The organism is Patescibacteria group bacterium (assembly GCA_028715115.1).
In the GTDB taxonomy this organism is placed as follows: Bacteria; Patescibacteriota; Patescibacteriia; order UBA2591; family UBA4787; genus JAQUSN01.
The window spans coordinates 112,840-126,084 of sequence record JAQUSN010000001.1 but is presented as its reverse complement, the minus strand read 5'-3'; the positions used below and the strand labels follow the sequence as shown (position 1 = coordinate 126,084).

The 13,245-nt window shown below is 39.0% G+C and carries 12 protein-coding genes; 5 read left to right on the top strand and 7 right to left on the bottom strand.

What is annotated here, in order from left to right:
- Positions 1-138 precede the first annotated feature (138 nt).
- Both PHV78_00620 and PHV78_00615 read left to right on the top strand, forming a co-directional pair.
- Positions 139-516 carry a hypothetical protein gene (locus tag PHV78_00620; protein MDD5395757.1) on the top strand — a complete coding sequence of 126 codons (378 nt, stop codon included), beginning with the start codon at positions 139-141 and terminating at the stop codon, positions 514-516.
- A 36-nt stretch (positions 517-552) separates the two neighbouring features.
- Positions 553-966, top strand: coding sequence for a hypothetical protein (locus PHV78_00615; protein ID MDD5395756.1), 414 nt, complete (start codon positions 553-555; stop codon positions 964-966).
- Positions 967-1,060: 94 nt separating this feature from the next.
- Here the strand turns inward: PHV78_00615 and PHV78_00610 are convergent, their stop codons facing one another.
- From PHV78_00610 to PHV78_00595, 4 genes are all read right to left on the bottom strand, one after another.
- A complete protein-coding gene (locus PHV78_00610; GenBank protein MDD5395755.1) occupies positions 1,061-1,750 on the bottom strand; it encodes a hypothetical protein in 690 nt (229 codons plus the stop codon).
- Between the two features lie 379 nt (positions 1,751-2,129).
- A complete protein-coding gene (locus PHV78_00605) occupies positions 2,130-2,870 on the bottom strand; it encodes a glycosyltransferase (GenBank protein ID MDD5395754.1) in 741 nt (246 codons plus the stop codon).
- On the bottom strand, positions 2,824-4,044 hold the full coding sequence (locus tag PHV78_00600) for a hypothetical protein (protein MDD5395753.1): 1,221 nt from the start codon (positions 4,042-4,044) through the stop codon (positions 2,824-2,826). Before PHV78_00600 ends, PHV78_00605 begins: the two co-directional genes overlap by 47 nt.
- On the bottom strand, positions 4,041-5,729 hold the full coding sequence (locus PHV78_00595) for a hypothetical protein (protein MDD5395752.1): 1,689 nt from the start codon (positions 5,727-5,729) through the stop codon (positions 4,041-4,043). Before PHV78_00595 ends, PHV78_00600 begins: the two co-directional genes overlap by 4 nt.
- Before the next feature lie 506 nt (positions 5,730-6,235).
- Here PHV78_00595 and PHV78_00590 point away from each other — a divergent pair.
- On the top strand, positions 6,236-6,613 hold the full coding sequence (locus PHV78_00590; GenBank protein MDD5395751.1) for a hypothetical protein: 378 nt from the start codon (positions 6,236-6,238) through the stop codon (positions 6,611-6,613).
- Between the two features lie 101 nt (positions 6,614-6,714).
- Here PHV78_00590 and pth read toward each other — a convergent pair whose 3' ends face one another.
- Genes pth through PHV78_00575 form a run of 3 tightly spaced genes read right to left on the bottom strand, consistent with a single transcriptional unit; the run spans position 6,715 to position 10,148 of the window.
- Complete coding sequence (pth, locus tag PHV78_00585) at positions 6,715-7,272, bottom strand: aminoacyl-tRNA hydrolase (GenBank protein ID MDD5395750.1); 558 nt, start codon at positions 7,270-7,272, stop codon at positions 6,715-6,717.
- 45 nt (positions 7,273-7,317) lie between these two features.
- Entirely contained in the window at positions 7,318-8,673 is a 1,356-nt protein-coding gene (gene der / locus PHV78_00580; protein MDD5395749.1) for a ribosome biogenesis GTPase Der, read from the bottom strand.
- Positions 8,674-8,681: 8 nt separating this feature from the next.
- On the bottom strand, positions 8,682-10,148 hold the full coding sequence (locus tag PHV78_00575) for an LCP family protein (GenBank protein MDD5395748.1): 1,467 nt from the start codon (positions 10,146-10,148) through the stop codon (positions 8,682-8,684).
- A 173-nt stretch (positions 10,149-10,321) separates the two neighbouring features.
- Between PHV78_00575 and PHV78_00570 the strand changes: the two genes are divergently transcribed.
- Together PHV78_00570 and PHV78_00565 are read left to right on the top strand one after the other, a co-directional pair.
- Positions 10,322-10,798: a prepilin-type N-terminal cleavage/methylation domain-containing protein gene (locus tag PHV78_00570; GenBank protein MDD5395747.1), complete on the top strand. Its 477-nt coding sequence runs from the start codon at positions 10,322-10,324 to the stop codon at positions 10,796-10,798.
- Positions 10,799-10,919: 121 nt separating this feature from the next.
- Positions 10,920-13,223 (top strand): O-antigen ligase family protein, encoded by a 2,304-nt coding sequence (locus tag PHV78_00565; GenBank protein ID MDD5395746.1) that lies wholly within the window; start codon positions 10,920-10,922, stop codon positions 13,221-13,223.
- The last annotated feature ends 22 nt before the right edge of the window (positions 13,224-13,245 follow it).

Here is a 13,245-nt window from a genome sequence, read left to right as displayed (position 1 = left end):
GGGCTGGTGTGGATAAATAATTGACAAAGTAAAATTTTAATTTAATATTAATAATATAAGATAGTCTTTTAATTAGTCTCTTAATTTTTAAAAATTAATTAAAAACGCCATTATTTCTTAATGGCGCGAAGAGGATCTATGAAAAAAGTTCTTATCGCGACAGCTTTAACTGCTATGGTGGTGGCCCCTCTAATAGTCATGGCCCTACCTCCAATGAACGAAGGATTGGAACAGTTTGAAACACAGACTGAATTAAGCAATGCCGACTTAACCGTGGTTATTGCTCGTATCGTTCGTTTGGTTTTAGGCTTCCTTGGCCTAATTGCCGTGGTCATTATCATTATCGGTGGTTTCCAGTGGATGACCTCCGGCGGCAATGAAGAAAAGATTGGCGGTGCCAAAAAGTTAATGGGCGCCGGCGTGATCGGTTTGTTCATTATCGTCATTGCTTACGCTGCTTCGCTTTTCATCATGAACGCGATTACCAGAATCGTTGATACCAATACCCAGCACTAGTAATTGAGTGATTTTTTATAATTCATTTTAATGTTCATGAAGCATTTAATGAATATTAGTATAACTAAAAAGGTTAGCCGTCATTTAATTGCGGTTAGCCTTTTAATTATGATATTTTTAGCCATAGCGCCGGTACTAACCTCTTATGCTCAAGTTGAAGAGCTAGAGAGAACTGCTTGTACGGCGGAAATTTGCGGACAAACCGACCTAGCCATTATTGTTGGCCGAATTGTTCGCATTGTTTTAGGCTTCCTTGGCCTAATTGCCGTGGTCATTATCATTATCGGTGGTTTCCAGTGGATGACCTCCGGCGGCAATGAAGAAAAGATTACTAAGGCTAAATCTTTAATGATGAACGGCGTGATCGGCCTATTTATTATTTTGATTTCTTACGCCTTGGCCATGTTTGTTCTTTCCAGAATCAAATACGTGGTTGCGCCGACTCCCTAATTGATGGCTAAAAAATAATATCAATATAGTAAAATGGAAGGGACGCCCGTAGGGGCGTCCCTTTTGTTTCGAAGTTCTTGCCTACCGCACTTGTCTACCGCAATCGATCGCCGGGTCCGGACCCATATACATTGAATCCGGCTGTTCGCCAGTAGGCTGGGTCGTTGTGGCAGCAACGGGTATTTTCTACCCCACCAATACTTCCGGTTGCGCCAGCTCCGATTGAGGTTGAAGCGGGCTTCATCTCGTCGAGGTTGATGATGTAGATGAGGTCGTAGCCTTCGTTGTTTAGGTCACGATAGGGCTTGCGGTCTTCTGGAGCTGCGTAGGGAACGTCGATGACAGTGGTGTACGTTTTGCTCCAGCGCCCGTTGACTTTGCTCTGAACAACGAGGGGTACTTTGGAATTTGGTGTCAGGTAGAGAATGTTGCCATTCACCTTGTTAACCTTGGCAGTCTGTATTGGACAGACTCGAACGCCTCGGTCTTGAGATGGGACCACCACATACAGCTCTTGGTTAGAGCCGTTGATGATGCCCACCTTGGCCTTGATCACGCCCTGCGCTCTTAAGATAGAGTCTTCGGCATCCCGCTTTTTTATATCCAGAACAGCCTTGGTTAGGACGAGGTTGTTGAACTGAAGGCATTGGTCAACCAACTCGTCGAATTTGCCCTTGACGTTCTTTATGATCGTATCCCGCAGGGCTCTGTCTTGGATGTTGGCGCCGGAGATAGAGACTTCGGCGCTGGCGATTGGTGTCTGCAGGCCGGTCTCGGGGGTCACCGACTACCTGCGACTCAAACCTGAAGCCGGCGGTGGGATTCGGCGTAATGCCGGTGGTGGCGCAGCCGACGAACATGACCGCCATTATGGCGATCAGTAGGGTGGTAACGAACTTCACAGTACCTCCTTTGTTTCTACTTCGACATAGAAGGCCATACCTCCTAGTACGGCCCCATATCTTATTAAGATTCTATCATATTTTTGTCTTTTTGTCAACCCCAGTTAGAAAATTTTACGTTTCTCCCCCTCAATGCCTCATCTAGTATTGTTAAATAGTTTATTCACTAAAATATTATATTAATTTAAAAAACGACCAAAATGGGTCGAAACTAGGGTATTAGTAAAGTTGTTCTAACTGGGCAAGTCCGTAAAGCTACTTTTATTTTTTTAGTAATTCTATTTTTAATTTTATAATTTCTCTTAAATCGTCGGTAACGGTTTTTAAAATTTTAACTCGAGTCTTTCTTTTGACGAATTTATTGTCCTGCCACTCGACAGGAATTTCTTTAATTTTGAAACCCAATTCATTGGCTCGAATAAATAATTCGGTGTCAAAAAACCAAATTGGATCTTTGACTGAAGGTAAAACCTTAATTTTTACGCGCTGAGAAATAGCTTTAAAGCCGCACTGGGAATCCTGGATTTTATATTTCGGAAAAATAACTCTCAAAATTAAATTATAAGTTCGTGACGATATTTCTCTAAATAGAGATCGCGAAATTTTTGCTCCTCTTTTTAATCGTGAACCGGTCGCCAAATCAAAACCTTCATCAGTAATTGCTTTAATTAGCGGGGGTAAATATTTTAAATCCGTAGCCAGGTCAGCATCCATATATAAATAAACATCAGCTTCATTTTCTAGCCAGGCCTTTTTCATGGCTCGGCCGCGCCCTGGTTGATCTAGATGAAAATATGTTATTCTGGGGTGTTGGTTGGTTAGGTTCTGTGAAATGTAAACCGTGTTGTCAGTTGAACCATTGTCGGCAATTAAAATTTGCCAATCATAATTACTTAAATTATCTTGGCAGAAATCAAAAACACGCTTAACGTTTTCGCTCAAGGCCCTTTCTTCATTAAGGGTGGGTAGGACGATTAGAATTTTTTTGTTGGTAGTAATCATAAAAAAGATGCGCAAAATTAGCTAAATTCAATATCGCAAAAACAATAGATATTTGGTAGAGGGCTTTAATGGCAAAAAGCGCGTAAATCAAATTAGCCAAATAACACAAGGAAATTAGAATATAGTTGGCCAAATATTTTTTTTGCCAAGACAAAAGAATCGGCATAAACATAATCGCCGGGAAAAGATATCTTTCATGCATTTTCGTTAAAAACATAAAAGCGCTAAAGGCGATCAGCAGGCAAGCAAAAGTTAAATTATAAGTATTTTGATTTTTGAGTAATTTTTTCAAAATCAAAAAATAGAAAACAGCGAAAATAATCAGGGCCGCGAAAAGATACCAATGGTTTTCTGCGATGAAATTCAGATGGATTGGCCGCCATTGAAAAATTTGCCAAAAATTGAAGGCATTGATCGATAAATAGGCGTAAAAACCAGCACCGGAAAACATAATATATAATAATTTTAATAAAGCGGCCATAAAGGGCAACAAAATTACAAAAACAGCTAAAGAAGCAACCGCGACATTAATAATAGTTTTACGCCAGTGATTATTCCAGAAGTCCAGAACAAAAATTAAGGGCAGGAAAAAAATACTTTGCAGTTTTGCTAAAATAGCTAAGAAAATAAAAATCCAGGCCCAGCGGTAGAATTTTTTATTCAAAAAATAAACACTGATTAAAACCATTAAAGCGCCCAAGGCGTCGATTTGCCCCCATAAACTGGAGACAAAAAACACCGCCGGATTAAGTAAGAAAAACAAAGAAATAACTATGGCTTTTGTCTTAGAAAATTTCGGTACTAGCAGTTTATAAATAAAAAATCCGACTAATAAATCGGAAACAATGGCTAGTAGTTTTAAAACAATGCGGGCAATAAACGGCGAAGTAAAAAGCTGATGGCCGAAAATTATTTTTCCCAAAAAACCGAATAATCCATAGCCATAAAGGGCGACTGGCAGTACCGGATAAACCGTTTCAGGTGGCAGGTTGAGATAAAGATCTGACCAATTAAAAGCATTGTTTAACGATAAGATTCTGGCCGTCCATTGGCCAAAACACCAAAAATCAAACGGATAGACATTAATAAGGGCCAAAATCAAGCGGATAATTATGGCTATTCCGATTAAAAAAACAATGGTTATTTTATTGGAATTATTTTTGTTTAAAGTCATATCCCGCTAATTTGATAAAAAATAGCTTCTTTATCTTCGTATAATTTTTGAAAATGAGAATCGGCGTTTATGATATTTATGAGATTTTGAGTTTCGTTATTTCTATACAAAGCATCTTCTTTTTGGACCAAAACATAATCGGCTTTAAAGTTATTTTTTATTTCTGCGGCTAAGTTGTTTGAAATTTTTGCCTGAGTAATATCTTTCCAAAGATTATATAATCTAGGATTAGGGTCATAGAAGAACGTTGAGTCGAGGCCGGTGATATAATAATTATTATCGTCGTGATAGAAGAATTCAGGAAATGAAGCCCAGGAATTATGGAAAACGATCGAACGGGCCGGCGTGTTGTTTTTCATAAAGTTAGTGACGCCGGAGAATCTGTCAAAAGCTGGCGCGGTTTGACGGAAATAATTAAAAGTATTTTGCTGAATTTTTATGATTGATCCGATTAGGGCGCCCAGCGAGACTACAATCAACAGGGCGATGAGCATGCTTATTAAAATGAATCGTGGCTTAAGGAATACGTTTTTTATTTCTTGCCAAAATTCTTTAAAGTTAATATTTTTTATGGCTTTATTTAAAACAAAAGCCGCGGTGATGGCCGTGAGCGGAATAAAATATTCAGCTATGCGCCTGGCCTTAAGCGTGTATAAAAAGAAAAAGGTATTTAGAATAACAAGAAACAGTGATTCTTTGCTTTGCCCGAGTTGAGGTAAAAGCGGTTCTACCTCAGGAAAGGTTTTACTTGGTTTTTTAAAACTAACCAAGAACCAAGCTACTGTAAATAGCCAAAGAGCCATGATTAAAATATTTTCTTTTACCAGAGCAATGGTGTCGTAAGGATACCATTCAGCGCCAACTCCGTATTTTAAGCCTGGTGTGAAAATGCCGATTTTGACGATATGAACCCAGAAAAACTTTAAATCATTAGGGAAGTATGGATTGATAACAATACCGGCTATCAAGCCAATCAGGCACGACCCCAAGAGAGCTAGATTTGATTTACTGAAAAAACCAACAAAGGTTTTTTTAATAAAGAATAAAACCTGCTTTAGTAGTTTTTTATCCAAAGTTTTGCTTAAGGCGGGCCAATCATCGATAACGGATTTAATGGCGACAGCCAAGCAATAAGCCAGGGTGGTGATTAAAATAATCGGCCAGGCGTCATAAAGCCAAACATACAAAAAAGACAAAATTGCTAGGGCAATTTTTTTTCTTTGTAAAATGAAATAAATGCCCAGCAAGAAGAAAATTAGCGAAGCGCCAGGTGCTTTATCTAAATTTAATCTGACGATTAGCACATATGAAGTGATGGCTGGAATAAGATAAAGCAGTGCGTATTTAATTTGATAGCGGCGTAAAAACCAATAGAGCACGGTGACAAAAAGTGCGCCCAAAATTATCGTCCCGACCTTAATAGCTACCAACGGTTGGCCAATCAGTAGAAGAAAAGGAACAAGATAGATATGAAACAAAAAATGATGGTCGTAATAGAAGTTGTTTAAAATTGTGTAAGGCAGCCAAGGAAAAATTTTAACCGGTGCACGACCCTGAATCATTAATTCGGTAATTTTGGCGTGATAAAAAGAATCACCGTCGCCTAGTCGCGGTGCGGACTGCAAAAAGGTGAAAAATCCTAAAACTAGCAGGAAAATTATAATGTAAGGCAGAAGCTTTTTCATACTAAGATTATTAGAAAATTAAGCACACAATTTGTAAAATTTTTCTTAGAATTTTGGCCTGCCTACCATAAGTCAAAGTGTTTTCAATGTTTATTATTAGCAGGGCGTATCTAAATTTTATTTACTATAACATCTGGCAGGCGACGGCTGGCGGGAGCACCTCGAATCAGCTAGCTGGGCGAGGAGGGACTACCTTTATTATATTAAAAAAAATTATTATAGGCAACACCTTCCTCTTGATCTCTTACCTATAAATTTCAAGTGCGGGCTTAACCCCGCCAAAAAGTTTAGGGTGGGGGGTTGACAAAAGTCAAAAAATCTGTTATGATATTAATATGAATGAATGAATTGTTCTTTACTCTTCTGCTCCTCAGCGGTGAAACTGACAATCCCTCCTAGTCAGGAAGTAGCCACAATTTATGATTGATCTAGTTTATCTAGCGTAGGTCATAGGCTGAGGGGCATAAGAGTGAGGGACAAACAAGCCTTCACGAAAGGAGAGTATCATGAAAACAGCCGGGAGGCTGTTCTTGTTCTTTTCGGCCCTGGTTCTCTTTGGTGGCCCAGCCTGTCAGTCGTTTTTCCCCGTAGAAACGTGGAACGTCGACCAGCAGGGTTTGGTCTTTTCTGGGGATGTGTATTTGTACTTGCACGTTCCCAACCAGAGCGCCGAAGTGTACAATGAGGGCCAACAGCCCATGTGGTTGGAGGTTTCGGTCCGCGAGAACGACGGCACCTACAGCAGTAAGTTCTGGGTCTATCTCAGCTGCTATGGAGAAGCGCGCCGCGACTGTTTCGTGGAATATGGAGACGAAGTAATGATAATGTTCTGGCGCAAGGGTCTGGGCGATACGCTAACCACGTACTACCAGATTGTTCGATAGGAGGTGGTTATGAATACGACTTAGGGGCTGCTAACGCAGCCCCTTTTGTGTTAAGTAAAAATCGCCAAAAATAGTTTAGCGATTTTTACTTAAGAAAAATTTTAATTAAACTTGCTCATGGCCTTATTTAATCCTTTTTCAATAATCATTTTTATCGCTTCGTTGGCCTGGTTAATCACTTTTTTTAAAATCAATTTTTCTTTTTTTGAGAATTTTTGTAATACTAATTTTTCTGCCGGCGTGTTTTCTGTTTCGTCCGACTGAATACCGATGCGAACACGGATAAAGTTGGTTGATTTCAGATGTTCGATGATAGATTTAACGCCGTTGTGGCCGGCGGCTCCATGATTAATTTGAATTCTTAATTTTCCCAAGGGCAAGTCTTTGTCATCATGAACGACAATAAGATCTTGGGGCTTAAGCTGGTGTTTTTTAACAAGATGACCGATGGCTAGGCCGGATTTATTCATGAAAGTAGTCGGTTTAACTAGTTCAATTGATTGCCCATTAATGTCTTTCCAGCAATAGCTTATAGGAGAATGTTTGCTGCTTGACCATTTTAATTTGCCAGACAGCGAATCTAAAATTTGCCAGCCCGCGTTATGGCGCGTGTCGGCGTATTTTTTTCCGGGATTGCCTAAACCAATAATAGCGAACATAAAATTTATTGCCGAATGAGCGCTGGCAACAAGGGGCGAAGCCCTTTATAAAACGCCAGTGCTAATTTTAATGGAAGTGCCCTCAAGGGACCATTTTTGTCGCAGGCTTTTTTCTATTATAGCAAGTTGAGCCGGGGAGAGCAACTTTCTTTTAGCCGCCAGAGGTGGAATCAGAAGTAAAAACTGCGGTGGGTTAATGTCAATTTGAGTAAATTTTACTTGAGCCCACCATTTATCGCGGAATTTTTTAGTTAAGACGACTTGTTTTATAAAATCGGTTAAATCTTTTTCGGAGATTTTTCGTTGACGATTGGTTTCGACACATTCAATCAGGTTTAAAATTTCATTGACGTTTTGCTTCGTTTTAGTAGAAATAAATATAATTGGCGCCCAACTAGCTCCGGGCAAATTCCATTGATAATATTCGATAAACTTTTCGAACTTATTATTAAAGTTGTTTTCTAGGTCGATTTTATTTATAGCCAGGATTAATCCTCTGCCAGCTTCGACTATCAAATCAACCAAAGCCTTGTCTTGATGGCTAATTTTTTCGCTAATATCCAAGACCAAAACAATAATATCAGCTTTACGAATAGCTTTAAGCGACATTAATACGCCGGTTTTTTCAATATCCGGTTTAACTTTAGATTTTTTTCTAATACCAGCCGTATCAATAAAAACAATTGGCTTATCGTTAAAATAAAAAAGCGTGTCTTGTGGTTCGCGCGTGGTGTGGGCAACCGGCGAAACAATAACCCGCTCTTCTCCCAAGATGGCATTAATCAAACTGGATTTGCCCACGTTAGGCCTGCCGGCGATGGCGACGCGAATAGCTGGCATGGTGTTTTTTTTATCGCCCGCTCCGCGTTTTATTTTTTTGGCGACTTCGTCAAGCAAATCGCCTATTCCTAATCCGGTGACGGCCGAGACTGCTCGCGGTTCACCTAAGCCCAGATTCCAATAAGCAGAGTCATTTGCTTCATTTACCCACTTAGAGCTGTCAGCTTTATTCAAAACCAAGATAACAGGTTTTTTATTTTTTTTAATCATCTTAGCCATCTCAATGTCTAATTGGTTAGTGCCTTGCTGAATATCGATTAGAAATAAAATCAAATCTGCTTCGGCAATGGCAAGCTCGATTTGTTTTTTAATGGCTTGTTGTAATATTGAAGAATATTCAGCCGACAGAGAATCTTGGGCCAAGCTAATTCTTTTTTCAAAACCGGCGCTATCAACTAAAGTAAATTTTTTTCCTTGCCATTCGCTTTCCGCATAATTGCGATCACGTGTTGTTCCGGGAGTTTTTGAAACTAACGCTTTTTGCCTAGAGATAATACGGTTAAAAAGGGAAGATTTTCCGGCATTGATCTGTCCGACAAGAACTACTTTTGGGTATGCCATACAATGTGTTAGTTAGTACCTAAAATAATCAAAAAATTAATATTCGGCGTGACTAAATATTTAAGTGCATTGGGCAGAGATTCGGCATCGGCCCGTAAGACGTTTTTTAATTCGTTTAATCTGTTGGTCTCTGAACCAACAGTGTAAATTATTGTTTTGGTATAATTTTGTGTGCTCGCATTGCCTATACTAATTATTTGGTAGTCAAGTTTTTCTAATTGCCCTTTTATTTGCTGGGCTAGGCCGGTAATTTTCGTGCCGTTCAAAATAATTATTTGCGGTTTGGCGCCGGCAGGACTCGTTTCATTATTTGTGATATTGGTTATTGGCGATTCGTTAATATTTTCATTGTTTGTTTGGCCTTGAGTCGGCAAAGAAGCGGCGTTATTTTTAAAAGCATTTTTTATTGGTTCGGCCAATAGGTTAAAATTACCGTCTTTAGGTCTTAACACATAGGCGCCGGTAGAAATGATTTCTGAATACAGGGGGCCGGTTGGTTCTTCTTCAAAAGTATAATTTTTAATTTTATTTTCGGTAAAGCTGGTCATCATTTTGCCGAGCCTGATCATTTCAGAAAAATCCAGGTTGGTGGCGATGCGCCGATTAAAAATATTATAAGCCTCCCAAAGTTTGGTAGCCGAAGTGATATAGTTTTTTTGTTGCATTTTTTCTTTCATGGCTAACAACAATTTTTGTTGTCGTTTCATTCGGGCAAAATCGCTGCCCTCGCCATTATTGCCATGTCTGGAGCGGGCATACTGTAGGGCCGTGGTTCCATCCATATGTTGCTGGCCGGTTCTAAAACTTACTACTTTGAATTCGTAATTGGCGGCCGGATATTGCGTGTCTATAAAAGATCTTTCGACATTAATCTCTACGCCATCCATCCAGTCAACAAAATCTTTAAAAGCCGCGAAGTCTATTTTAACCCAATAATTAACCGTAGTCCCAAAAAGATTGCCGATAATCTTACTGGTTACGGCTGATCCGTCTTTGGCTTTTGCCGAAGCCAGGCTATTTATGGCGTTTATTTTTTGCCAACCATATTCTTTGGTTGGCACGTACAGATCGCGCGGTATAGAAAATAGAACCACTTCGTTAGTTGAGGGCTTAATGCTCATTAAGATAATAGTATCAGTTAGGTTGGCCCCTTCATGATCAGCTCCGCCTATGCCTAAAATTAAAATATTAATACGATCGCCCAGCTCTCCTTTTAAGATTTTATCTTTACCTAAGGCTAGGCGGGCCATACCTTCCCAAAACGACAAACGGCCAACGCCGCCGATTAGCCCTTGAGATGAAAAATTAATATTAGTATAAAAGAAGACGACAATGATTACTACTATTACTGAAATACGAAACAAAAAACGACCAACCTTGCTGCGGCCGCCCGGCTTAGTTGGTTTTGTGTAGCCCAGTTGTATCTTATCTATCGGTCTGATGCCGTCGATAAGATTTACCTGATAATCTTTCATGAAGAAGATTTAATATTTCTAAATTTGTTTTTATGTTAGCAAAAATTTTATTTTTTAGCAAGGCGAGACCGTTAAATCTTATTCTGTGGATAACTACTACCCAAAAATAATAGATATGATATAGTATGTTTATCTTTAGCTAAAGGTCGTTTTATTTGAAATTTAGAAAATATATGCGACACAACAAAAAAGGTTTCACACTTATCGAATTATTGGTGGTTGTAGCTATTATTGGTCTATTAGCCGCGATGGCGGTTATCGCCCTAAGCAATGCTCGAGCTAAAGCGCGCGACGCTCGACGTGTTTCGGATGTTAGACAAGTCCAAACTGCCTTAGAAATGTATTTTTTGGACAATAATGCCTACCCCAACATTACTGGTGGTACTAATACAGGAACCATTGAAGGCAAATGCCTAAGTAGCATTTCTGGTTGGTCTGCCGCGCCTTGCACGGGCACTACTTATATGGCCGTTGCTCCGTCAAACCCTACTCCGGTTAACGATGGCAGCTGTCCCTCAACCGGCGTTGGTGCTGTTTATACTTATAGTTATGACAATAGCGGAGCCAGTTACACTATTAAGTATTGTCTCGGTTCGGCAACCGGCGGTTTAACCGCTGGTACTCGTACAGCGAGTCCAGCTGGCCTGTAATTGAATTGCGAAAGTTTAAACAAGTCTGCCCCAGAAAGAGGCAGATTTGTTTTTATGTTTATAAAATAAGATTGATTTATTTAACGGTTCATGATAAAATTAGTCAATCCAATTGCCACCTATGAGATTAATAAAATATTTAAATATTGCTATAGAAGTCTGTTTGTTGTTAATCATTGGCTTAAGCCCGGTCTTTTTCCAGTGTTTAACATATCGCTGCTGGGAAACAAACCAGCTTTTTTTAATCCAAGTTTTAATTGAGCTAGCAACGTTGTTTTGGTTATTAAAGGTTATCTTCGGTTGGCGCCCGTCAAGGTTATCTTTAAAATTAATCTTACCGGCCTTTTTGTTTTTGTTCGCCTTATCTCTGGCGACAATTTTTTCGCAATCGCCGCGATTAAGTTTTCTGGGCAGCTATGCCAGAAAGATGGGATTAATCACCTGGATACATTATTTTTTGTTTTTTCTAGTATTTATTTCCGAGATAAGGAGATCAACACAAATTAAAAGAATTTTATTAGTAATTTTAATTTCTGCCGGCCTGGTTTGTTTGTATGGATTTTTGCAGATTTTAGGATTAGATATTATTGATTGGGGTCTTAATAACGCGACGATAGGTTATAGAATATTTTCTTCTTTAGGCCAACCAATTTTTTTGGGCCAATGGCTGCTGCTGGTTCTGCCGTTAGTGTTTTTTTGTTTTTATTATTTCAAATCCGCTTCGGCGCGTTTACCCATAGGTTTTTTGATTGTTAGTATATTTATTTCTTTGTTATTAACCTTATCACGAGCCGCTTGGATGGGCCTAGTGGCAGAGCTTTTTTGTTTTTTGTTGCTTTGGATATGGTCTCGGGGCAACAAAAGAAAAACTATTTTATGGTTTTTAATAATTGCGACAGTTTTACTGCTATGGTCATGGGCCGCTAGTTTACCCTGGCATCCTCAAAAAGCCTTAGAACCACCAATTTTAGACCGTTTAGTAAGCTTTGTTTTTTTGCAAAGGGCGATTACCGGCCACACTCGTTTACTTGCCTGGCAGGCAGCCATAGACCAAATTAGCCAAAAGCCTCTCTTGGGCTACGGTCAAGAAATTTTTGGTTTACATGCCGTCAAATACTACCAACCTGATAATGCGATTTATGAGGCTATTAATAGTTATCCCGATAGGGCTCATAATGATATTTTGGATACATTATTAATAGCCGGACTTTTGGGTTTAATAGCATATTTTTATTTACTTATTACTTTTTTTTGGCAAGTTCTTGGGTTTCTTAAAAATAAACTTAAAGACGGGCCTCGCGCTTATGCCTTAATCGGCGCTGTTTTATTGGGATTGATAGGCTATCTAGTGGCTTTACAGTTTGGCTTTCACGTCGTGCAAACCGGCTTATATTTTTGGCTTTATTTGGCGCTGATTTATGCTGTCACTATAAACCTGGATAAAGATTTTAGTGAAGATTATTATTTACAAAATATAAAAATAGATTTTAAGAGGATTGTTATTTCTATAATCCTATTTCTCATTACTATATTTTTTATTTGGCAATTCAGCGCCAAAATGATTATGGCTGATTGGTATTACAAACAGGCCATTGTCTCTATTCGCAGTCAAAAAATTTCCCAAGGCATTGATTATTATTATAAAGCTATAAATCGACAACCAGAAGAATCTTATTACCGAGAAAGTTTTGCCAGGGATCTATTAGATCTTACCTATTCGGTGCCGGAAAAAAATAAAGATGAGCGAATAAAACTATTTAGTTTAGCTATTCAAATTATTGATGACATTCCCGCCAATCAAATCAGCTTCGAAGCTCAGGCTTATCGGGCCAGATTGCGCGCCCTAAAAGCCGAAGACAGTCAAAAGTTAGACGATTTTCAGGTTGCCGAGCAAGATCTTGGCCGCTTAATTTCGCTTTCACCCAAGATGGCGGTTTTATATTATGATTGGTGCCGATTAAAGTTTTATGAAAAGCGTTTAGATGAGGCAACAGATAAGTGCAATACGGCCCTTAGTCTTTATCCTGATTTAGCTACGCCGCAACTTGGGCCAACCCAGCGATTAGAGATTACTAATGAAGAGGGTCTAGTAAAAGAGCAACTGGCTGAAATTTATATGGATCAACGCAACTATGATCAAGCCTTGATTGTTTATCAGGAAATTTTGAAGTTAAATCCGCGAAAATATAATATTTATAAAAAAATCGCCGATATTTATTATTTACGTCACGATTTAAATTCAGCCATCGGTTATAATTTACACGGAATGGTTTTAAATCCAGGCGATTTTAATTGGCCGTGGGCCGTAGCTTTATTGTATTATGAAAAAGGAAGTCTTCAAATGGCTCGTGATTATGCCCAGCAGGCCCTAAAATTAAAACCAGATGCGCAGACCATAAAAATATTTTTAGAGCGATTAAAGTAAATAGATGAAGAGGTCTTGAATA

Coding starts and splice junctions, on each gene's coding strand:
- PHV78_00600 (MDD5395753.1), bottom strand. CDS start 4,044: ATGACTTTAAACAAAAATAATTCCAATAAAATAACCATTGTTTTTTTA.
- PHV78_00615 (MDD5395756.1), top strand. CDS start 553: ATGAAGCATTTAATGAATATTAGTATAACTAAAAAGGTTAGCCGTCAT.
- der (MDD5395749.1), bottom strand. CDS start 8,673: ATGGCATACCCAAAAGTAGTTCTTGTCGGACAGATCAATGCCGGAAAA.
- PHV78_00605 (MDD5395754.1), bottom strand. CDS start 2,870: ATGATTACTACCAACAAAAAAATTCTAATCGTCCTACCCACCCTTAAT.
- PHV78_00595 (MDD5395752.1), bottom strand. CDS start 5,729: ATGAAAAAGCTTCTGCCTTACATTATAATTTTCCTGCTAGTTTTAGGA.
- PHV78_00575 (MDD5395748.1), bottom strand. CDS start 10,148: ATGAAAGATTATCAGGTAAATCTTATCGACGGCATCAGACCGATAGAT.
- PHV78_00565 (MDD5395746.1), top strand. CDS start 10,920: ATGAGATTAATAAAATATTTAAATATTGCTATAGAAGTCTGTTTGTTG.
- PHV78_00570 (MDD5395747.1), top strand. CDS start 10,322: ATGCGACACAACAAAAAAGGTTTCACACTTATCGAATTATTGGTGGTT.
- PHV78_00620 (MDD5395757.1), top strand. CDS start 139: ATGAAAAAAGTTCTTATCGCGACAGCTTTAACTGCTATGGTGGTGGCC.
- pth (MDD5395750.1), bottom strand. CDS start 7,272: ATGTTCGCTATTATTGGTTTAGGCAATCCCGGAAAAAAATACGCCGAC.
- PHV78_00590 (MDD5395751.1), top strand. CDS start 6,236: ATGAAAACAGCCGGGAGGCTGTTCTTGTTCTTTTCGGCCCTGGTTCTC.